This window comes from Candidatus Poribacteria bacterium (genome assembly GCA_016866785.1).
GTDB lineage: Bacteria > Poribacteria > WGA-4E.
Map to the genome: position 1 here is coordinate 1 of VGLH01000014.1, position 20,607 is coordinate 20,607.

Annotated in this window: 18 protein-coding genes and 1 pseudogene; 9 read left to right on the plus strand and 10 right to left on the minus strand. The window is 66.4% G+C overall.

The features are described from left to right. Positions 1 to 144: 144 nt before the first annotated feature. Complete coding sequence (locus tag FJZ36_03610; GenBank protein ID MBM3213986.1) at positions 145 to 387, minus strand: hypothetical protein; 243 nt, start codon at positions 385 to 387, stop codon at positions 145 to 147. A 127-nt stretch (positions 388 to 514) separates the two neighbouring features. On the opposite strand from FJZ36_03610, the gene FJZ36_03615 reads away from it, so the two are divergent. The 5 genes and pseudogenes from FJZ36_03615 (at position 515) to FJZ36_03635 (ending at position 3,801) form a co-directional block, all read left to right on the plus strand. Then, positions 515 to 1,123, plus strand: a complete 609-nt coding sequence (locus tag FJZ36_03615; protein ID MBM3213987.1) for a histidine phosphatase family protein — start codon at positions 515 to 517, stop codon at positions 1,121 to 1,123. A 14-nt stretch (positions 1,124 to 1,137) separates the two neighbouring features. Beyond that, complete coding sequence (locus FJZ36_03620) at positions 1,138 to 2,103, plus strand: NAD-dependent epimerase/dehydratase family protein (protein MBM3213988.1); 966 nt, start codon at positions 1,138 to 1,140, stop codon at positions 2,101 to 2,103. 74 nt (positions 2,104 to 2,177) lie between these two features. After that, a pseudogene (locus FJZ36_03625) lies at positions 2,178 to 2,327 on the plus strand (DUF5011 domain-containing protein). Between the two features lie 81 nt (positions 2,328 to 2,408). Further along, positions 2,409 to 2,927: a hypothetical protein gene (locus FJZ36_03630; protein MBM3213989.1), complete on the plus strand. Its 519-nt coding sequence runs from the start codon at positions 2,409 to 2,411 to the stop codon at positions 2,925 to 2,927. Positions 2,928 to 3,567: 640 nt separating this feature from the next. Continuing rightward, positions 3,568 to 3,801 carry a hypothetical protein gene (locus FJZ36_03635; protein MBM3213990.1) on the plus strand — a complete coding sequence of 78 codons (234 nt, stop codon included), beginning with the start codon at positions 3,568 to 3,570 and terminating at the stop codon, positions 3,799 to 3,801. 305 nt (positions 3,802 to 4,106) lie between these two features. Here the strand turns inward: FJZ36_03635 and FJZ36_03640 are convergent, their stop codons facing one another. The 7 genes from FJZ36_03640 to FJZ36_03670 form a co-directional block, all read right to left on the minus strand. Further along, positions 4,107 to 5,000 carry a sugar phosphate isomerase/epimerase gene (locus FJZ36_03640; GenBank protein ID MBM3213991.1) on the minus strand — a complete coding sequence of 298 codons (894 nt, stop codon included), beginning with the start codon at positions 4,998 to 5,000 and terminating at the stop codon, positions 4,107 to 4,109. Positions 5,001 to 5,163: 163 nt separating this feature from the next. Continuing rightward, entirely contained in the window at positions 5,164 to 5,754 is a 591-nt protein-coding gene (locus FJZ36_03645) for an HNH endonuclease (protein ID MBM3213992.1), read from the minus strand. A 158-nt stretch (positions 5,755 to 5,912) separates the two neighbouring features. Continuing rightward, positions 5,913 to 8,684, minus strand: coding sequence for a formate dehydrogenase subunit alpha (locus FJZ36_03650; GenBank protein ID MBM3213993.1), 2,772 nt, complete (start codon positions 8,682 to 8,684; stop codon positions 5,913 to 5,915). A 79-nt stretch (positions 8,685 to 8,763) separates the two neighbouring features. Further along, entirely contained in the window at positions 8,764 to 10,497 is a 1,734-nt protein-coding gene (locus tag FJZ36_03655) for an NADH-quinone oxidoreductase subunit L (GenBank protein MBM3213994.1), read from the minus strand. Positions 10,498 to 10,650: 153 nt separating this feature from the next. Beyond that, positions 10,651 to 12,324, minus strand: a complete 1,674-nt coding sequence (ilvD, locus tag FJZ36_03660; GenBank protein ID MBM3213995.1) for a dihydroxy-acid dehydratase — start codon at positions 12,322 to 12,324, stop codon at positions 10,651 to 10,653. A 25-nt stretch (positions 12,325 to 12,349) separates the two neighbouring features. After that, on the minus strand, positions 12,350 to 13,108 hold the full coding sequence (locus FJZ36_03665; GenBank protein ID MBM3213996.1) for a phytanoyl-CoA dioxygenase family protein: 759 nt from the start codon (positions 13,106 to 13,108) through the stop codon (positions 12,350 to 12,352). Between the two features lie 127 nt (positions 13,109 to 13,235). Continuing rightward, on the minus strand, positions 13,236 to 13,841 hold the full coding sequence (locus tag FJZ36_03670; protein ID MBM3213997.1) for an RNA polymerase sigma factor: 606 nt from the start codon (positions 13,839 to 13,841) through the stop codon (positions 13,236 to 13,238). A gap of 189 nt (positions 13,842 to 14,030) precedes the next feature. Here FJZ36_03670 and FJZ36_03675 point away from each other — a divergent pair, with 189 nt between their 5' ends. Then, positions 14,031 to 14,702, plus strand: coding sequence for a helix-turn-helix domain-containing protein (locus FJZ36_03675; protein MBM3213998.1), 672 nt, complete (start codon positions 14,031 to 14,033; stop codon positions 14,700 to 14,702). 158 nt (positions 14,703 to 14,860) lie between these two features. After that, on the plus strand, positions 14,861 to 15,346 hold the full coding sequence (locus tag FJZ36_03680) for a hypothetical protein (GenBank protein ID MBM3213999.1): 486 nt from the start codon (positions 14,861 to 14,863) through the stop codon (positions 15,344 to 15,346). 142 nt (positions 15,347 to 15,488) lie between these two features. Here the strand turns inward: FJZ36_03680 and FJZ36_03685 are convergent, their stop codons facing one another. Further along, positions 15,489 to 17,171, minus strand: a complete 1,683-nt coding sequence (locus FJZ36_03685; GenBank protein ID MBM3214000.1) for a protein BatD — start codon at positions 17,169 to 17,171, stop codon at positions 15,489 to 15,491. Continuing rightward, positions 17,168 to 17,851, minus strand: a complete 684-nt coding sequence (locus FJZ36_03690; GenBank protein MBM3214001.1) for a tetratricopeptide repeat protein — start codon at positions 17,849 to 17,851, stop codon at positions 17,168 to 17,170. Before FJZ36_03690 ends, FJZ36_03685 begins: the two co-directional genes overlap by 4 nt. A 149-nt stretch (positions 17,852 to 18,000) precedes the next feature. Here FJZ36_03690 and FJZ36_03695 point away from each other — a divergent pair, with 149 nt between their 5' ends. Continuing rightward, positions 18,001 to 19,416 (plus strand): hypothetical protein, encoded by a 1,416-nt coding sequence (locus FJZ36_03695; GenBank protein ID MBM3214002.1) that lies wholly within the window; start codon positions 18,001 to 18,003, stop codon positions 19,414 to 19,416. Between the two features lie 16 nt (positions 19,417 to 19,432). Then, complete coding sequence (locus FJZ36_03700) at positions 19,433 to 20,557, plus strand: hypothetical protein (protein MBM3214003.1); 1,125 nt, start codon at positions 19,433 to 19,435, stop codon at positions 20,555 to 20,557. Positions 20,558 to 20,607: the final 50 nt, after the last annotated feature.

Sequence of the window (20,607 nt, forward strand, 5' to 3'; positions counted from 1 at the left end):
TCGCACCCGATGATCTTCGAAGGAATCCACGTCGCCTCTTGCCCCGAAGCCGCCGTTGCCACCAGGAACGTCAAGACGAGCCAACGGCACAAGCTCCATCGAGCATAGGCTTTCATCGGAGACCTCGTTCACTGCGCCGTCATGTCACGGATCGACCGACGGCAACGCATTCGAGCCGCCACCGATGATCACGTGCAGGAACGTCATGCGCGCGACAGAGTTCGTCTGGTCGTGGTTGGTGACTCGCAGCTTGTTTCCGACGACTCTCAACAGATTCGAGGGATCGGAAACCTTCACGATCGTCAAGTCCGTGGCAGCCGGGTAGTTCCAAAGCGCCATCGCCTGACCCAGCGTGTTCCAGCCGGCATCGAAGGTGACCAGCACCATAGAGACTACGCAAAACAAAACGCTTGTCAAGGAAAGCTCAGGGTGCTACGCCCACAGCCTGTCGTGTAGACTCCCTTCGCCGGATTGTAGCCGAATCTGCCTGCCCTCCTGACGCCACGGAGCGCCTATGCGCCTCTACTTCACGCGCCACGGCGAGAGCGAAGCGAACACACGGCGAATCTACGTGAACCGCGCGGAGGGCTTTCCGTTGACCGAGACCGGCGTCCGGCAGGCGGACGCCCTCGCCGAATCGCTCGTCGGCGCGGGGATCGCCCGCATCTTCACGAGTCCGCTGATCCGCGCCGTCCAGACGGCGGAGATCGTCGCGGCGCGGCTGCGCATCGCCGCCGTGACGCCCGACGAGGGACTCCGCGAGTTCGACGTCGGCGACTATGAGATGCAAGAGTACACGCCGGAGAGCAGTGCCCAGTTCGAGGAGACGATGCGCCGTTGGCTGATCGACGGGGACCTGGGCGCGCGCGTGGGCGGCGGTGAGAGCCAACGCGACATCGAGCGTCGGTTTCTACCGTTCATCGAACACGTGTTGAGCGAGGACGGCGACGCGCTCTTGGTGAGCCACGGCGGGGTCTTCGCGGCGGGGCTGCCGCTCGTCCTGGCGAACGTGGCGCCGGAGTTCGCCTTCCGGCGGCGTCTGAGGAACACGGAGGTCGTGATCGCGGAGGTGATCGGCGGCGAGCTCCGGTGCGTACGATTCGGGGACGTGGAGTTCGACTGAGGGCGGCCTAGCGGATCGGGAGGGATGACGTGCGGGTTCTCATCACGGGCGGAACGGGCTTCGTCGGGGCGGAGATCGCTCGGATGCTCGTCGCGCGGGGCGACGAGGTGACGCTGTTCAGCCGGAGCGGCGCGACGGATCGCGTGGCAGACATCGCCGATGGGCTGACGATCCGGCGCGGCGACGTCGGTGACTTCGACCACGTCCTGCACGCGGTCAAGGAGGCGGCTCCGGAAGTCATCTACCATCTGGGAGCGATGCTGTCGGTTCCGTCGGAGGCGGACCCGTCCGGCTCCATCCAGGCGAACGTGTTGGGGACGTTCTACGTCTTCGAGGCGGCGCGGTTGTTCGACGTGCCGAAGGTCCTCTTCGCGAGCAGCATGGCGGTCTTCGGGTCGGGCGTCCACGACGGCGTCATGCGCGACGACTCGATCCAGAAGCCGACGCTCATCTACGGCGCGACGAAGCTCTTCGGCGAGAATCTGGCGAGCTTCTACCGGCGGAAGTACGGTCTCGACGTGCGGGGGTTCCGCTATCCGTCCGTCGTGGGACCCGGTGTCAGCAATCCGGGCGTTGTCCAGTACACGTCGTGGATGATCGAGGAGAGCGCGAAGGGGAACCCGTTCGTCGTGTGGGTGAAGCCGGAGACGCGCTGCCCGCTGCTCTACTACAAGGACGCCGCGAGGGGAACCATCGAGCTGGCGGACGCGCCGGCAGACCGGATCGAGACGGTTCACTACCTGATGGACGGCGTGCCGCCGACGCCCAGCGCGGGCGAGATCGCCGATGCCGTTCGCGCGCGCATACCAACGGCGCGCATCTCCTTCGAGCCGAACCTCGAGACGCAGGCGCTGCTCGACAAAGCCCTCCTGCCCATCGACGACAGCGCGGCGGAACGCGAATGGGACTGGCAGCCCCGGTTCGACCTCGACGCGATGGTCGACGACTTCCTCCGCGAGATGCGCGACCGCGCCTCCTGATCGCGCCTATCCCGTCCCGCTGAGCCCGAAGCAGTGCGCCTGCCTGCACCTCGCCCGTTGATTGAGCCTGGCTCATCCGCTACACAACCCGAAGCGACGACCGGAGCCCGACGCTCGCCATCGGTGGCGCAGTCGATGCGGGCACGCCGGGTGAGTACACCATCATCTACACAGCAACGGACGCTAGCGGCAACTCGTCGACTGAGACGCGCACGGTAATCGTCAAGGACACCATCGCGCCGTCCATCACGGCATCGCTGACGCCGACGATCAACCCAGCCGGTGAGCCCGCCAAGAAGGGAGCCGTGCCCGCCGGAGGGAAGAAGTCCGACGGCAGCAACCCGAACGGATTCTTCCTCGTCCGCTACTTGGTCACCGACACGTGCAATGAGTCGCCGACCGTCTCGGCGACGATCGCCGGGTACGTCGTCGCTGACGGCGAGATGGTCAATGTCACCTACGACCCGAAGGCTCTCGAGCCGACGACCAACCTGATGGGTCCGACGAGGATCAAGCACATCGTCAGCCCAGCCCTTCCCGCGCTGGTCGTCGGCGCGCTGGACGCCAGCGGGAACGTGGCGACGAAGGAGGTCGCCGCGAGCGTGCCTCCGGCGGTTGCCGTCCGTCCTGCGCCCATCTTCACGCGCCTCATGGCGAACGACCCCAACCCCTTCAACCCGGAGACGTGGATTCCCTTCGAGCTGAAGGAAGGCTCCGCCGTCACGGTGAGCGTCTACGACGTGGCGGGTTCCCTGGTGCGCAAGCTCGACCTGGGCTACCGCGAGCCGGGCTACTACACGTCGCGTGACGAGGCGGCGTACTGAGACGGTCGGAACGAGCTCGGGGAGAGGGTCGCGAGCGGGGTGTACGTCTACGAGCTCCGCGCGGGCAGCTTCCGCGAGACGCGCCGGATGGTCATTCACAAGTAACCCACGCCAACGGTCAGCCAGGTAGGGCGGTTCCCAGAACCACCCTTACCTCATTCCCTATGGCTGATTTCTGCCCATTGCCGCCGCGCAATCGATCGGACCGTGGACAGCAGGCGTTGGCACGCGATGGTTGCCTCGCCAGATGGAACCTGCGCCTACGGCAGCGTGAACGTCTGCCAAAGTGACGTCCGCTCCCAAGACCACAGCCATCTCCCTGGCGCGCGTGCTTGACACATCCCCAACACGTCCCATAGCCCGATGAGCGCCAGGGCTGTTTCAAGAACGGACCGCCTGATCCCGAATCGGGTCCACCCAACGGGTCATTCCCGCGAGCTCCGCCTTCGCGGGGCCAGGAAGCGGGAATCCAGGACTCTGGGCTCCCGCTTTCGCGGGAGCGACGGGGCGGAAACGGTGGCTCCATGGACGGCTGGTGTCCCGTCGGAGCAGTGGACGTTCGTCTGGACCCCGCCGTGCGGGGTCCGAGGGGCTTCATGAAACAGCCCTGGATGAGCGCTGCGTCGATTGACTCGCCCCCATGCCGGTGATACGTTTGGTGCAGAGGAATCATCGCCAGCCGACGACCAAGCCGGCAGAACCGGCGAAGGCAGAGACGAAGATCGAGAAACGAGCTCAGGCAGCGTCCACGAAGAAGGCGGGCGCAACGACGGCGGGCAGGAACGCCAAGACCCGATCATGGCAGTCGGCATCGACCCAGGCGAAGCCCCAACAGATCGCCTCGCCCACTGGCAAGGCGGACGCCCTGTTCTGAACGGAAAACGCGATTCAGGAAGGATACAGCCTACATGGCACGCACGAAGAGCGGCAAGAACGCACGCAGAAGTCAGATTCGGCAGCGTCAGAAGCGTCGCGCCAAGAACCGGAAGGCGCAGAACGCCGAGAGCTAGCCGACCTCCCTCCGGCAGCCCGACGGCGGGCGACCCGATGCGGTTCCGTCCTTCCTGACGCCGCACTCTCGGGCGCGGTGAACGCTCATCCTCCATACGACGCCTGAAGCAGTTGGGCGGGTTGAAACCCGCCCTGCATTCGCCCTGCTGGCTGCGATGGGTCAGCGCGTCAAGCGCTGGATGCCGGGAAGTGCTTCCGCATCTTCTCGCGCAGGAAGGCAACGGACGCGCGCAGGTCGTCCATGCCGTTCTCGCCGTCCTCGATGGAGACCCACCCGTCGAAGCCGACGCCCGCCAGCGCCGAGAAGATCGCGTCGTAGTCGTTCAGCCCCTCGCCGATGACTCCGTGCTTGAGCGTGCTGACGTATCCCAGCGTGCCGTCCGCCTGCTTGAGGTCGTCGAGGTTTCCAGTGGATAGGTAGCGGTCGCTGGCGTGCATCGAGACGACGCGCGTCTTGACGGCATGCAGGAGCTCGATGGGATCGTCGCCTGCCACGAGCGCGTTCGACGGATCGTAGTTCACGCGGAACCACGGTGAGTCGATCTGATCGACGATCTCCAAGAACACGTCCATGCGCTGGGCGAACTCGCGGTAGAGCCAGTAGCCGTCCTTGTAGTGGTTCTCCATCGCCAAGACGATGCCGTGGCGTTCCGCATGCGGCAGGAGCGCCCGGATGCACTCGACCGTCCAGCGGACGCCGTCGGCGCGTTCCACTTCGGGCCGCGCCTGTCCCGACAGGACGCGGCAGGTCACGCCGCCCAACCGCGCCGAAAGCTCGATGCCGCGCTGGGTGCGCTCGATCTCGCGCTGGCGGGCGTCGGGGTCGGGCTGGGTGAAGTCGGGCGAGAAGCAGAGCATCGGCATCGCGAGCCGCTTCGCGTCGAGCGCCTTCCGGACGCGGTCGAGGTACTCCGGCTCGAAGGACTCGAAGAACCCGTCGTAGAACTCCAAGCCCTCCACGTCTAGCTCGGAGGCGAGCTCGATCCAGTCGAGGAGCGTCATCGTCTTGTGGACGCACAGGTCGTCCATGTAGCCCTTGGGAAACACGGCGAGATGCGGCATGGCGGAATCCTCCGCGATCGTTGACGCTTCGTGGCACTAGGAGTTGTGTCCAGACGTCTTGGGCAAGTCGAGTGCAGTTCGGAAACGGTGCGGACTTGCCGCCACTGTGCGCCAAGTACCGGTTCCGTCCTGTTGCTTCAGACAGCGAAACTAGCAACCACAGCTAAGGGATAGCGTCACCTTTGCGGATGGACTCAACAAGTTGCTTCCCCTCCTGTGTCAGCTGATAGCCTTTGACAGCCGATAACCCAAGGATCTTCACGGTTCCGCCCACGGATATCTCTGCGATCATCTTGTCCTTGATGAGATACATCAGCAACACGTCAAGCCCTCCAGGCAGTTTGGCAACCTGGTTCGTCGGGTCGTCTGCGAAGTACTGGAGCAGTCGTCTCTCCATCTCACCATATCGGTGGTTCAGTAGTGAGAGATTGGCCTTGTACGCCTGGAGCGCCTTCGAGCTGATCTCCTTCGTACGGTGGGCCCGAGCGTGGCACTCCGTGCAGAGAGCGATCAGGTTCTCGAACTCATTGCTTCCTTTCTGTTGGCGTGAGACAATGTGGTGGACATCAACAGGATACTTCCTGCACGTCGTGATCGCGCATCGATGACCTGCTTCAATGAGGACGTCGTTGCGTGTGCGATCGGGAATACTCAGTGGACATGTCCTTTGCTCACCAGCGCTCGTCGTTCCCGCCCCTTCACCTGTCGCTCCCGCGAGAGCCGGAGCCCAGTGGTCAGTCAGTGTGGTACCCAGAGCTACTCGACGCCCCGAGCACCGGCGATCAGTGCTTGTCGCTCCCGCGAAAGCGGGAGCCTAGAGTCTCTGGATTCCCGCTTTCGCGGGAATGACGATTCCGAAAGCCCTGCGCGAAGGCCCATCGAGGTTATCGTCATAACCACCATGACAGACCACTAGGAGGTATTGGGCGCGGGACGCTCGCGCGGGGCTCCCTGGGCGGACGGTTCGACGCGCACGGCGCAGATCTTGTACTCCGGGCAGCCCGTGAACTCGTCGGCGGCGCAGCTCACCAGCAGGTTCGTCCGCGATTCCGGGAAGTGGAAGGTCATGAACACGGTTCCCGGATTCGTCGCGCGGGTCACTTCGAGACGCACATCGACGGAGCCCCGCCGCGACGTGACGCGCACGATGTCGCCGTGGTGGATCGACAGCCGCCGCGCGTCGCTCGGATGCATCCGCAGCGTCTCCTCCTTGGCGACGTCGAGCTGCACGATGTCCGTCCGGCGCGTCATCGTCCCCGCGTTGTAGTGGAAGAGCTGCCTGCCGGTCGTCAGCATCAGCGGATACTCGTCGTCCGGGAGCTCGCCGGGCTCTTGCCAGGGCGTCGGGGTGAGCCGAGCCTTGCCGCGCAGAAACTGCCCGCCCGTGTGGAGCATCTCGGTTCCCGGATGGTTCTCGTCGTAACAGGGCCACTGGAGGAACCCCGCTTCGTCGAGCCGCCGGTAGCTGACGCCGCCCCACTTGGCGTTCAGGGAGGCGATCTCGTCCATGATGCGGCTCGGAACGATGGGCGTGCCGGGTCCGTTGTCGGCGGCGAGGTCGTGACCCATCTTCCGGGCGATGGCGTTGACGATGTCGCCGTCGGGCATCGCGCCGGGGAGCGGATCCATGGCGCGGCGGACGCGCTGGATGCGCCGATCGCTGTTGACGAAGGTTCCGTCCTTCTCCAGGAAGCTCGCCCCCGGCAGAACCACGTCGGCGAGCTCCGCCGTCGGGTTCATGAAGATCTCCTGAACGACGAGGAAGTCGAGCGATTCGAGCGCCCCGACGACGTGCGCCGTGTTGGGGTCCGACAACGCGATGTCCTCGGCGAGGATGTACATCGCCTTGAGCGTGCCCTCTTGGGCGGCGTCGAGCATGTCGGGGATGCGCAAGCCCTTGTTCGACGGCGGCTCGACGCCCCAGACCTTCAGGTGCGCCGCGCGCGCGATGGGGTCGGACACTGGGCGGTAGTCCGTGAACACGTCCGGTAGCGCGCCGACGTCCGCCGCGCCCTGGACGTTGTTCTGCCCTCGGATCGGGCTGGCTCCCGTGCCGGGTCTGCCGACGTTCGCCGTGAGAACCGCCATGTTGATGAGCCCGAACGCCGCGTTGGAACCGTGTCCCGCCTCGGTGACGCCCAAACCCCAGAGCGTCTGCGCCGCGCGCGCGTTCCCGTAGAGTCGCGCCGCCGCCCGGATCGTGTCGGCGGGAACGCCGCTCAGCTCGGACGCCCATTCCGGCGTGCAGTCAACAAGTTCCGCCTGGAGCTCTTCGAAGCCCTCGGTGTGGCCCGCGACGAAGCCCGTGTCGATGTAGCCTTCGTCGATCAGCACGCGGATCATCGCGTTGATGACGGCGACGTTGGAACCGGGACGCAGCGCGACGTGGATATCCGCCAGCCGCGCGAGCTCCGTGTTCCTCGGATCGAGGACGATCAGCTTGCAGCCCTTGAGCGCCGCCTGTCGGATGCGCGCTCCGAAGACCGGATGCGCCTCCGTCGGGTTCGCGCCGACAATCAGCAGCAGGTCGGAACGCTCCACGTCCTGGAAGCTGCTGGTTCCCGCGCCGGTTCCCAAGGCGTTCGCCAGCGCGTACGCCGACGGCGAGTGGCACACGCGCGAGCAGTTGTCGATGGAGTTGGTCCCCATGACGACCCGCGCGAACTTCTGCATCAGATAGTTCTCTTCGTTCGTGCAGCGCGACGAACTGATGACCCCGAAGGCGTCGGGCCCGTGCTCCTCGCGGGTCTGCGAGAGACGCGACGCGATCAGGTCGAGCGCCTCGTCCCACGACGCCTCGCGGAACGTCCCGTCCGGTTGACGGATGAGCGGCGACGTGAGGCGATCCTGTGAGCGCGCGTACTGGTGGGCGAATCTGCCCTTGACGCAGGCGTGACCTCGGTTCGCGGAACCGGCGAGGTCCGGCTCGATCTGGATGATCCGCTCGTCCTTGATGTGCGCCACGAGGGAACATCCGACGCCGCAGTAGGCGCACGTCGTCTTGACCGAGCGGTCGGGCAAGCCGTGTTCCCGCGTGCCGGGCTCCTCCAGCGCCGCGACGGGGCACTCGAAGACGCACTGACCGCAGCTCGCGCAGTCCGCCTCCTCCATGCCCGTGTCGTTGCCTGCGATGACGCGGACATCGTAGCCGCGTCCCGCCATGCCGAGGATGAAGGATCCCTGCACCTCGTCGCACGCGCGGACGCACCGGGCGCAGCCGATGCACTTCTCCATCTCCAGCTTGATGAAGGGATGGGAGTCGTCGCGCGGCGGCGTGTGGGTTCGGGGGTTCTCGTAGCGCGGCACGCGGAGCCCCACTTCGGACGCGAGCGATTGGAGCTCGCACCGCCCGTTCGCCGCGCAGGAGAGGCATTCCAGCGGGTGATCGCTGACAATCAGCTCGACGATGTTCCGCCGCAGCCGCGACAGGAACGGCGATCGCGTGCGGTAGCTCGCGTCGGGCGTCACGACGGTGTGACACGCCGCGACGGGCTTCCTGCCATCGTGCTCGACCATGCAGACGCGGCACGCGCCGTAGGGCTTGAGCCGGTCCGAGTAGCAGAGCGTCGGAACCTCTCGCCCGACGGACCGCGCCGCCGCGAGGATCGTCGCGTCCGGCGCGACGCGCGTCTGGATGCCGTCGATGGTGACCGTGACCGTCGCACTGCCCGGAAGCGGGTTCACGCGAGCCTCCCTCGTCGTCTGTGTCGTCGATTCCTTGCGCCGTTCGGAACGAACTGTGAGCAGAAGCCGACGGACCCCGTTACCGATATCGGGCGAACTCCTGGGGGAAATCGCGCAGGATCGACTCGATGGGCGCTGGGAGCATCCCTCCCAATCCGCAGAGCGAACCGAACTTCATCGTCTCGCACAGGTCGCCCAAGAGCGCCAATCGGCTCTCCGTGACACCGGTCTCGATCATCTGGTCGATCAGCTCGACGCCTCGAACGGAGCCGATCCGGCACGGGAAGCACTTGCCGCAGCTCTCGACGGCGCAGAACTTCATTAGCCCGCGCGCGACGTGGACGAGATCGTCTTCGTGCGAGTAGACGACGATCCCTCCGTGTCCCAGCAGCCCGCCGACCTTCGCCAGCGATTCGAAGTCGATGGGCGTATCCAGCGCGCGTTCGGATAGGATTGCGCCCAGGGGGCCCCCGATCTGAACCGCCTTGAACCGCTGCCCCTCCTCCATGCCTCCGGCGAGATCGAAGAGGAGCTCTCGCAGCGTGACACCGAACTCGACCTCGTACATTCCCGGACGACGGACGCGGGTGTTCAGGCTGACGGCTTTCGTCCCGCGCGACCGCTCGTGTCCCAGCGCGGAATAGGCGACTCCGCCGTGCGCGACGATCCACGGCAGATTGTGGAGCGTCTCGACGTTGTTGACCGCCGTCGGGCAGCCCCACAAGCCCTTCTGCGCCGGAAACGGCGGGCGCGTGCTCACGAGCGCGGGAAGCCCCTCCAGCGAGCGAAGAAGGCTCGTCTCCTCGCCGCAGATGTAGGCTCCCTTGCCCTCGACGACCCGCACGTCGCATCGGAACGACGAGCCCGACACGGGGGAACCGATGAACTCGGCAGCCTGCGCCTCCTCGACGGCGCGACGGAGCACGCCGATGGCTTGCGGATACTCGAACCGCGCGTAGATGACTGCTTCTTGGGCCCCACAGGCATAGGCGGCGAGCAGCGTTCCCTCGATCAGGCTGTGCGGGTCCCGCTCGACGATCTCCTTGTCAATATACGCCCCCGCGTCACCTTCGTCGAAATTGACGACGACGAACCGCCTTCCGGAACCGTCCGACACGGGCGATTCGGCGACGGTCTGGAACTTCGTCCCCGTCGGGAACCCGGCTCCGCCGCGTCCGCGCAGTTGGCTCGCTGTCACTTCGGCGCGGAGCTCGGCAGGCGTCATCGCCGCGACGGCCTTCTCCAGCGCGTCGTAGATGCCGGCGCGCCGGGCGTGCTCCAGCGAGACGACATCGCCGTCGAAGTGGCGCATGACGATGCGGGGCTTGCCTTCAACGGGCGTATAGAAGGCGTTCGTCGGCTCTTCGAGTCCGTGTGCCGTGTCTTCGGTGAGGGATCGGACGACGATCGCGCGGGTTTCGGGATCGCGCAGGCTGAGCGGCGTACCGTCCACCATCGCGTTGGGGCCCTTGCCGCAGTATCCGAGGCAGGAGACCTCTTCGACCCGCACATCGGCAGAGCCTGCCAGATCGCATTCCAGCTCGGCTTTGAGGGTCGATCCGCCGGCTGCGCCGCACGCTTCGCCGTTGCACACCTTGACGACGTGCCGCGCCGGTCGGTCGTGGGCGAGCTCCTCGTAGAACTTCGCTGTTGAACGGACATGCTGGGGCGGCAGGTGGTGTTCCCGCGCGATGCGGAGGATGTCGGCGTCGGAGATGTAGCCCTGTTGCGAGTGCAGTCGGGAGAGGATGTCGTAGACGGTGTCGCCGGTTCCCAGGAATCGGTTCTGCAACGCGATCAGGTTGGACGACACGCGACGATTCCTTCCGTTCGCTGCCGCTGCGCACCGAGCGGCGTTGACGCGCGGTCGGGGCGGGTCTCAGATCCGCCACCAACCACAAGCCCACGGTATCGCTGCGACCTCGCTTCCGTCGGACTGGCGCAAGCGCGCCGACAGCGACGGACGCTAGCTGGTCACAGCGCCTTCGGCTGCCGAGGAGACGAGCCGGGCGTACTTCGCCATGACGCCCGTCGTGTAGCGCGGCTCCGGCCTCTTCCAGTCGCGCAGACGCGCCGCGATCTCCTCGTCCGAGAGCTCGACCTTGAGCGTCCTCGTCTCCGTATCGAGCACGATCATGTCACCGTCGCGCACCGCCGCGATGGGTCCCCCGACGGCGGCTTCAGGAGCGACATGCCCGACGGTGAACCCGTACGTCGCGCCGGAGAAGCGCCCATCGGTGATCAACGCCACCTGGTCGCTGATGCCCGCGCCGACGATCGCGCCTGTCACGGCGAGCATCTCGCGCATGCCGGGTCCGCCGACGGGTCCTTCATACCGAATGACGACGACGTCGCCCGCCTTGATCTTCCCGGTCTGCACCGCCTCGAAGGAGCTCTCCTCGTTGTCGAACACCCGCGCGGGACCGCGATGGTGCATCCGGTTGTGCCCGACGATCTTGAGGACGCAGCCCTCGGACGCCAAGTTCCCCTTGAGGATGAGGATGCCGCCCGTCTTCTTGATCGGGTTCGAGAGCGGGCGAACCACGTCCTGATCGGGCGTCTCGACGGCGGTCAGCGCGGCTTCGCCGATGGTCTGACCCGTGATCGTGATGCAGTCGCGGTGGAGGTATCCGCCGTCGAGCAGGCGCTTTGCCACGAGCGGCACGCCGCCGGCGCGGTAGAGGTCGTTGGCGACGTAGCGTCCGCCCGGCTTGAGGTCGGCGAGCAGCGGCGTCTTGGCGCTGATGCGGTCGAAGTCGTCGATATGGAGCGGCACGCCCGTTTCGCGCGCGATGGCGAGATGGTGGAGCACGGCGTTCGTCGAGCCGCCCGTCATCGCGACGGACGCGATGGCGTTCTCCAGCGCCTCGCGCGTGATGATGTCGCGCGGAAGGAGCCGCTTCCGCAGGACTTCCATGACGAGCTTGCCGACTTGGAACGCGACCTCGTCCTTGAGCGGGTCCATCGCCGGGACGCTCGCGCTGCCGATCATCGAGACGCCGAGGACCTCCATGGCGGTCGCCATCGTGTTCGCGGTGAACTGCCCTCCGCAGGCTCCGGCGTTGGGACAGGCTTCTCCTTCGAGCTCGATGAGCTCGTTCTCCGACATCTTGCCGGCGGCGAAGGCTCCCACCGCCTCGAACACGTCTTGGATCGTCACGTTGCGTTCCTGGAACCGTCCCGGCGCGATGGTTCCGCCGTAGAGCATGACGGACGGCAGGTTGAGCCGCGCCATCGCCATGACGGTGCCGGGGATCGTCTTGTCGCAGCCGGAGAGGGCGACGAAGCCGTCGAGCGAGTGACCGCGCACGACGAGCTCGATGGAGTCGGCGATCGTCTCACGGCTGACGAGGGACGCCTTCATGCCCTCGGTGCCCATCGAGATGCCGTCGGAGATGACGATCGTATTGAACTCCAGCGGGGTTCCGCCAGCGGCTCGGACGCCTTCCTTGACCTTCTCGGCAATGCGCCGCAGGTGCAGGTTGCAGGGACCCAGCTCCGTCCAGGTGTTCGCGATGCCGATGATCGGGCGGTCGAGGTCGTCGTTGGTGAGCCCGACGGCTCGGAGCATCGCTCGCGCGGGCGACCGGCTGGGTCGGTCGGTGATGTTGTGGCTCTTGATCTTCAGGTCGTCGCTCATCGGTCGCTCCTCGTAGGTGCCGTCTTCACGAGCTGACGGCGTAGGGTCCGTAGGGGTTCGTCATTCCGAGCAGTTGTCGGCGCAGCGGGGTTGTCGCCTTCGCCCGGAGCGCTTCCGACGGTTCGTAGCCCTCCCAGATGCGCATCCAGGCGTGTCCGTAGTTGTAGATGAGAACGCGGCGCGGCGAGTCCGAATCGTTGTGCGACGAGGAATGGTACGTCCTGCCGTTGAAGAAGAAGGCGGAACCGGCGGGCAGCGCCATCTTCACCGCGTTGGGCATGTCGGACGGGTCGTCCACCTGCGGCAGAGCGAAGCCCAGCGGGTAGCGGTGCGATCCGGGCAGCAGGAGCGTCGCGCCGCCGTTCGCAGGGATGTCTTCGAGGATGTAGAACGCCTTGACCATCATGACGGAGCGGGGATGGTAGACGCCCGCCATGCCGACGTCGTGATGCCAAGCCGTGTGAGACCTGCACCGCGCCGGGGAGATGAAGTAGTCGTTGTCGATCATCGACACGTCATCGCCGAGGATGTCGCGGATGAGCGGGAACACGGCCGGGTGTTCCAGCAGGTCGAAAAGCAGGTCGTCGTATTCGATGGGAGCCTGCACCTGCTCGATGCGGGGCGTGCGCCAGCCTTTGAGGGACGTGTCGGTTCGCCATCGGGCTTCGGCGGCATCGGCAGCGCGTCGGACGGAGGCGAGTTCGTCTTGTGAGAGGGCTTCCGGGATGACGAGATAGCCGTTGGTCTCGAAGGAAAGGCGCTGTGCGTCCGTGAGGGCGGGCATTCGGATGGGGCTCCCCGTGCCGTTTCGACTACGCGGGCATTGTAGCCAGCGGCACGGGGCGCGTCAATCAACGCAGGGCGGCGAGGAATCGAACGCGGCGGCGTTCTTGGCTGCCGCCGCGATGCGGTCAGGAATCCGCCAGCGACTCTCTCACGGCGGTGCGGGCGCGGTAGAGGTAGATGCGGACCGTGTTCCGCGCCGTCCCGAACATCCTGCCGATCTCCTCGCGCGAGTGTCCTTCGGCGAGCAACGAGAGCACCTGCCGCTGCCGGTCCGGGAGCGCTGCCACAATCCGGCGGGCGCGCTCGGCATCTTCTTTCGCACGCAGGCGTTCGTGGGCGAGCGGAGCCGGGTCCCGCAGCGACGCGATCGATTCGCGCGACCCGGCGTCGCCCAGGCAGGCATCCAGCGAGACGCAGGGCATGGCTCGGTCCCGCCGCCACTCGTCGATGGCGAGCCGCTGCAAGATGCGCTTGCACCACTTGAGCCATGAGCTGCTCGCCCCGACGACATAGCTCTCGCGCATCTGCCACGCGCGCAGAAAGGTCTCCTGGACGAGATCGTCGGCGCGATGCTCGTCGCGGCAAAGCCCGTGGGCGTGCTGCCAGAGATGGCGTCGGTAAGCATCCGCGAGTCGGCTGAATGCGTCGCAGTCGCCACGCGCGGCGAGTTCCGCCAGCCTCTCGCGCTCAGCGGCATCCGGCGTGCTCGGCTCGATCTTCCCTGGAATCATGGGATTCCCTCTGCCGGTTCACCAGTATTTCTGGTAGGACGTGGCATTTCGTAGCGCCAACTTCAGCCCACTCAAACGTGTATCCAGTGCCACCGTATACCAGTATTATTAGTTATCCATACGAAGTCTACGTGATATACTGGTTCCAGCAAGTGTGTCGGCGGATGCTGGCGGTCAAGGAGGGCTCCGATGCGATTGCGATTGTCCCGGCTGCTGCGAGAGAAGGAGCTTCGGGAGGGGCGTCGGATTCCGCAGGAGGAGCTCGCGGCGGCTCTCGGCGTGTCGCAGCAGACGATCTCCGTGTTGGTGCGGAACCAGAACAAGCAGGTGGGGCTGGAGACGCTCGACCGCCTATCAGCCTATTTCGGGGTTCCTGTGGCGTATCTGCTGGAGGAGGCGTCCGACGCGCCATCGGCGGGCGTGAAGGCGGGCGTCGACCGCGTCATCATGCTGCCGGTGCTGGGTCATGTGAACGCGGGCCCGCTGGACGAAGAGCACCAGAAGATCCTCGACTGGTACGCGTGGGCCCCTGGTCTGGGAGCGCGTCCGGGATGCTATGTGCTGATCGTCGAAGGGGATTCGATGGTGGACGCGCACATTCTGCCGGGGTCGCGCGTCATCGTCGATCCGAAGCTGACACCTCGGAGCGGGGATATCGTCGTCGCCCTTCTGAACGGCGGGAGCGGTCTGAAGCGCATCTTCATCGGCGAGAGCGGAGACGCGGTGCTGCTTTCGGAGAACCGGGAGGCGGGCTACCCGCCGACGTTCGTGCGCCCGTCGGACGACATCCAGATCCAGGGCGTCGTCGTCAACATCGTCCTGACGCCGGAGCCCCGGCGGTTCCCGAAGCCCTCGGCGTGAAGGGCATGTAGGGCGGGTCTGAGACCTGCCCCGACGTCCCAGAGCCTGCATGCGGAAGCGACGTCATCGCCCTCGCGGGAAACCGGACGCGGTCATCGGCACGTATCTGTTGGTGGGCGGATCGATGCGTACGTCTGGCTAGCAAGGGGGTACGGGCGATGAAGCGCTGGTTGGGCTTCTGCCTCGCCGTTCTCGTGGGCGGCCTGGTGGGCGGCGCGGCGGGATGCGGCGGGGAATCGACGCCGTCGGAGCCGAGCTTCGGCGACATGACGAACGTGGACAAGAACGTGGCGCTCGAAGTCGGGGTCAACGTGACGCGCTCGCGCGTCGTCCCCGGCGAGACGGTGGACATCGCCGCGACGGTGACGCCGGTGCGGGCGGAGGCGGTGCGGTTCTCGTGGGTGAACGTCACGGGTCACGGTCAGCTCGTCGGAACCGAGACGGGCACGGCGGCAGGGAGTTTCGCGATCGGTTGGCAGGCTCCCGCATCGCTGGAATCGGGCGCGGTGAAGGTGGAGGTGATTCAGCTCATCGTGACGGCGATCTCGCAGGTCATCTCGGTGACGGACAAGGGCGTGCAGACGAGCTACGACATCGCGTCGGAGACCAAGACGATCCCCATCACGATCACGACGGTTCCGTAGGTCCGCAGCCTCCGCCTCGCAGGGGAGGAAGCGTTGCTCCCTCCGGTCTGAGAGGAACCCAGACTCGCCTCCTTCTCCCTTCGGGCAGAAGGTCGGGCGAGGGGTAAGACCGGACTCCATGTTGACGGAAGTAGTGCGCGACCTAGCTTGTCGGCGGATCGTTCGGCGCGAAGGCTCCCAGTGCTGACTGCGCCGCGTCGATGAGCGACTGCTGCTCGGACGCCGATAGTTGGATCGGCGCGAAGGCTCCCTCGTCGCACCGGCGGATGAGATCGACAACCGCTGAGGCGTTCGGGGTGCCGCTCTGTCCGAGGCGGCTCAGCAGATCGGGGGACTCCGCAGGCACGCCCATCGCCTGAGCCGCCCGCGCTCGGAGGAGCCCGCCGAGCTCCCGGCAAACCCTCTGCCCGTCTCCGACGCGGATGCCGTCGAGACCTGCCGACGTCGTCCTCGTCGGGCGAGAGGCGGCGTCTGCCCTCGGTTCCACGGATTCGGCACGCCGGTTCCTGCGCCTCCACAGAAGCCAGCCGACAACGAGCGCCGCAAGCAGCGCCAGCCACGGAGCCCAGCCGCTCCCTCGGCGGATGGGAACCGGCTGCGCGCCGTCGGAATCATCTCGCAGGGCTTCTCCAACGGGAACCGTCAGGGAGATCGGCTCCGAGCGCACGTAGCTGCCCTGTGACGGCGAGAAGGTGACGATCTCCGGCACGACGACCGTGAAGGTCCCGGCTTGGGTGGGAGTCAAGACGTACTCGAACGTACGGGTTCCGCCCCACTGATCGCCGACGACATCCATCGTATCCTTCACGGTGGGTTCGTAGACCGTAACGCCGTCGGCGGTGGGTCTGGGCACGCGGGTCAACGTCGCCAGGTTCCCGCGTCCTTCGATCCGGGTATGGAGTGTCAGGGGCTCGCCAGCTCTGCCCTGGAACTGCATGAACTCCGCGCGGACGGTGAACTCGCCGACACCGCCGGAGAAGTCCGGGGGCTCCGCCGGCAAGGGACGCGCCGTGAGCGAGACGGGCTCCGTCGTGAGCTCACGCGACGGCATGCGCGCGACGGCTGGAAGGATCAGCCGCGTCGGTGGCAGGCGGCGCTCTCCGGGCGTCAGGGGGAACAGCGCGACGCGAATCTCCTCGACGTAGTACTCGCGTCCGTCGACGGTCTCCTTGCCTTTCTGCGTGGCGCGGGAATCGTCGAGCGGGTGCGCGAGGAATCCCTCGAACGTCGGCAGGGCGTACTGCGGGGCTTCTCGGGCAGGCAACCAGTTCTCGAAGTAGTAGCGGAACCTGTAGGTCACCTGCTGATGGACGAACGCGCTCGTCCGGTCGATCTCGGCGCGGACGAACCGCCGTCCGGTGAGGTCTTCCGACGCGGCGCGGTCGGACCGGGAGCGGTTCGCCGCCGGTTCCCGTGCTGGGCTGGAGGGCTTGGCGCGGTCGAAGGTTCGGACGTTCCGCGTCTGGCGCAGGAGTTGCCCGTTGACCGTCAGCGCGGCTTCCACGGCGACCGAGCCCGTGTCCACGGGTACCAGCAGGTATCGCCAGAGGATGCCTTCGGACGTGAACCGTCCGCCCGGCGGCGGCAGCGCCTCGATGGCGAAGCCCGGCGCGGTGATCGTCGGGATGCGGGGAGCGTCCGTCGGCGGGTCGCGGAGTAGAACCTGAAGCGCGGCGACCTCGTCGAGCGGGATGTCCTCCGGCGTGACGCGCATCTCCAGCGACTGGCAGACGGCGGATCCGGCGGCGAGCAGAAGCGTCAGGCAGAGGGCGGCGACTGCCCTCGTTCGCCGTGACGCGCGGTGCTGCGAGGCGCTTCGGTTCACCAGTCTTTTTCCACGTCGTAGCGGGGCGGAACCAGGTTCGTCGTGCGGTCGCGCTGTCGGCTGAGGTTGTCGCTGCCGAGCATGTCGAGCAGCCGTCTCGCCTGATCCGTGGAGAGCCCGGCGGGGTTCTGCGGCAGGGGTTCTCGGTCGCCTTCGCCAGGCGTGGGAGTGGGGTTCGGGTTGTCGGGTTCCGGGGAACCCCCCGCCGACGACTGCTGTTCGAGTTGTTCCAGGGCGAGTTCGAGGTTGTGCTTGGCGTCGGCGTCGTGCGGATCGACCTTGAGGGCGGCGACGTAGGCATCGACGGCGCGCGCGTAGTCGTCCTCGCGGTAGAACGCGTTGGCGAGGTTGTAAAAGGCGCGGACTCGGAACGCGCCCGCATCGCGGTCCCGAGCGGTCGCGGCGCGTTCTGCCGCTGGGAGAAGCTCCGCCACGGCGCTGCGCGTCTGATCCATGCGGTAGTAGGTCGTGCCGATGTTGTAGCGCAGGCGCATCTCGGCGGCAGACGGCTGCTTGACGGTGTTCAAGGCGCGTTGGTAGTCTAGCAGCGCGCTTTCGTACCGACCGTTGCGGTACTTGATCTCGGCGTGCGACACCTCGCGCGGAGTGGTTTGGCATCCCGACACCAGCGCCCCGATGCCAAGGGCGGCGAACAGTCGGTAGACGGTGTTGAGCGCCATCGGGAAGCCTCCAGCCGCACAGTGGAACGCATCCTATTCTGGCTGAGGAACAGGGGTGACTCAAGCTTCCAGAGGCGGAACCGGGCTGTTGCCGGCGCGGACGACCCATTGTCTTCCATGCCCCCTCCTCTCTACGCGGGTGGATATCGATGATCGACCAGCAGTTGTTCAGCCAAGTCAAAGACCCTCCGGTCGTCCGGGCGGCGTTGGTCGGATGCGGCAGCTTCGGCGCGTCCATCGTCACGCAGGCGCGTCTCATCCCTCGGCTTGAGATTCGGATCGTCGCCGACATCGACCCCGCCGCCGCTCGCCGAGCGTTCCAGCAAGCCGGAGTCAGCGAAGACGACATCGCAATATGCAGCAACGCCTCGCGGGCTCTGTGGGCGATGGAGGCGGGCAAGTGGGTGATCGTCGAAGACGCCATGCTCCTCATGGGTTTGCCGCTGCACGTGATCGTCACGGCGACTCGCGTGCCGGAAGCCGGGGTTCGCCACGCCTACGAGGCGATCCGGCACGGCAAGCACGTCGTCATGGTCGACAAGGAAGCGGACGCCACCTGCGGGGCGATCCTGAAATACCTCGCCGACCGTGCGGGCGTCGTCTACACCGCCGAGGACGGCGACCAGCCGGGCTTGGCCCTGGGCTTGATCGCGTGGGCAGAGGCGCTCGGATTCGAGGTTCTCTGCGGCGGCTACCTGCATGAGTGGGCGTACGACGCGGCATCGGGCACGCTTTCGAGCCACGGGAGCCAGATCACGGTTCCGCCGGGCGACCGGTGGGCGTTCGATCCGATCCCGCCGGGCGAGGTGCGCCGGTACACCGAAGTCCGCGACCGGGTGACCGCCGACTGGCAAGCCGAGGACGACTTCGGCGACACGATGGCGCATCTGGCGGTCATCGCCAACGGTTCGCGGCTGATGTCCGAGAACCCGTCGGCGCATCGGACGCCGCTGCGGGTCACGGAACTTGCGAGCGTCTTCTGTCCGGAAGCGGACGGCGGGATTCTGCACACACGGAACGCCGTCGCGCTCCCGAACATCCTGCGCACGGGCGAGTCGCCGTCGGTGGACGGCGGGGTCTTCATCGTCATGACGACCTCCGATCCGCAGGCGCGGCACGTCATGGCGGTCAAGGGAACGCTGACGAACCGCGACCGCTCGGCGTTCCTCATCTATCGACCGCATCACCTCTGCGGCGCGGAGACGGCGATGTCGATTCTGGTCGCCGGACTGCTCCGCGCTCCGACCGGCAGCCATCGGATCGTTCCGAGTGTGGATGTCGCCGCGACCGTGACGCGCGGCTTCCGGGTTGGAGAGATGGTGTGCGCCGCCGGCAAGTCCTGTTGGTCGCGGGACCTGCGGGCTTCTCTGGTTCCCGCTGCGACTCCTGAACCTGATGCTCCGCTGCCGTACTACCTGCTCGAAGGCAACCGGCTGACGGTCGACGTTCCGCAGGGAACCCTCATCACGCGCCGCATGGTCGAGCCGCCGCCGGACTCGATCCTCTGGACGCTGCGGCAGAAGCAGGACGAGCTGTTTCCCGCTCAACCGGATAGGACGAACTGACCGAGAGGACGCCTCCATGACGAACCGAGAGCGCGTGCTCCGCATCCTCGACGGCAAGGCTCCCGACCGCGTTCCCTGGATCCCTCGACTACTGATCTGGCATCAAGCGCAGCAGCTTGCCGGAACGCTGCCGGAGCGCTACCGGAACATGCCGCTCCGCGAGATCGAACGCGACCTCGGCATGGGAACCCCAGCCCGCGACGGGCGCGTCTTTCGGTCGAGCGTGAGCGGCGTCCAGAGCCGCTCGACCGCCCTCGACGCCCGCAACCTGCTGACCGAGCTCACCACGCCCGCCGGCGTCGTCACGACGCGGATGCAGGGAAGCGACGACCTCCGCGCGAAAGGCATTCAGGACCTGCAGGTCGAGTTCATGCTGAGGGGTCCGCAGGATTACGCCGTCGCGGAGTACATCACCGAGAACACGACCTACGCGCCGACCTACGAGGAGTACGCCGCCTACGAAGCGGAGATCGGCGACGACGGCTATCCGCTCGTGTCGTGCGGCGACTGCCCCTTCCATCACTGGATGCGCGCGCTCGTCGGCTACGGGAGCGCGTTCTACCACCTGAACGACCACGCCAACGAGGTCGAGCGCCTTCTCGCCGTCATGTCGGATCGCGACCGCTCCGACGTGTGGCATCTCATCGCGGACTCACCGGCGCGGCTCATCCTCCACGGCGTCCACTTTTCGAGCCAGATGACGCCGCCGCATCTCTTCGAGCGGTATATCGAGCCGTACTACCGCGATCTGTCAGCGCTTCTGCGGTCGCGCGGGAAGGTTCTCGCCCTGCACGCGGACAACGATTCGCGCCATATCCTGGAGAACATCCGGCGGGCGGGATTCGGGATGGCGGAGTGCTTCGCGACGCATCCCATGGTCGAGACGACGCTGTCCGAAGCGCGCGCAGCATGGGGCGACGACGTGATCGTCTGGGGCGGCGTTCCGTCGACGATCCTCGAAGACCCCTACACGGACGAGCAGTTCGAGTCGGCGATGGAAGGCATCTTCCGAGACATCGCGCCGGGAACCGCGTGCATCCTGGGCGTGTCGGACAACATCATGCCCGACGCGAAGCTCCGCCGAATCCGCCGAATCGGCGAGATGGTTCAGGAACGCGGCGCGGTTCCCATCGCGAGCTAAGCGCTACGGTTGTTCGGCATATCAACCCCCTCGTCGACCTTCCCTTCTCA

What these genes read in the sequence shown, in the direction of transcription:
- FJZ36_03610 (MBM3213986.1), bottom strand. Translation starts at nt 387, where the DNA reads ATGGTGCTGGTCACCTTCGATGCCGGCTGGAACACGCTGGGTCAGGCG.
- FJZ36_03615 (MBM3213987.1), top strand. Translation starts at nt 515, where the DNA reads ATGCGCCTCTACTTCACGCGCCACGGCGAGAGCGAAGCGAACACACGG.
- FJZ36_03635 (MBM3213990.1), top strand. Translation starts at nt 3,568, where the DNA reads ATGCCGGTGATACGTTTGGTGCAGAGGAATCATCGCCAGCCGACGACC.
- FJZ36_03640 (MBM3213991.1), bottom strand. Translation starts at nt 5,000, where the DNA reads ATGCCGCATCTCGCCGTGTTTCCCAAGGGCTACATGGACGACCTGTGC.
- ilvD (MBM3213995.1), bottom strand. Translation starts at nt 12,324, where the DNA reads ATGAGCGACGACCTGAAGATCAAGAGCCACAACATCACCGACCGACCC.
- FJZ36_03665 (MBM3213996.1), bottom strand. Translation starts at nt 13,108, where the DNA reads ATGCCCGCCCTCACGGACGCACAGCGCCTTTCCTTCGAGACCAACGGC.
- FJZ36_03670 (MBM3213997.1), bottom strand. Translation starts at nt 13,841, where the DNA reads ATGATTCCAGGGAAGATCGAGCCGAGCACGCCGGATGCCGCTGAGCGC.
- FJZ36_03675 (MBM3213998.1), top strand. Translation starts at nt 14,031, where the DNA reads ATGCGATTGCGATTGTCCCGGCTGCTGCGAGAGAAGGAGCTTCGGGAG.
- FJZ36_03680 (MBM3213999.1), top strand. Translation starts at nt 14,861, where the DNA reads ATGAAGCGCTGGTTGGGCTTCTGCCTCGCCGTTCTCGTGGGCGGCCTG.
- FJZ36_03690 (MBM3214001.1), bottom strand. Translation starts at nt 17,851, where the DNA reads ATGGCGCTCAACACCGTCTACCGACTGTTCGCCGCCCTTGGCATCGGG.
- FJZ36_03695 (MBM3214002.1), top strand. Translation starts at nt 18,001, where the DNA reads ATGATCGACCAGCAGTTGTTCAGCCAAGTCAAAGACCCTCCGGTCGTC.
- FJZ36_03700 (MBM3214003.1), top strand. Translation starts at nt 19,433, where the DNA reads ATGACGAACCGAGAGCGCGTGCTCCGCATCCTCGACGGCAAGGCTCCC.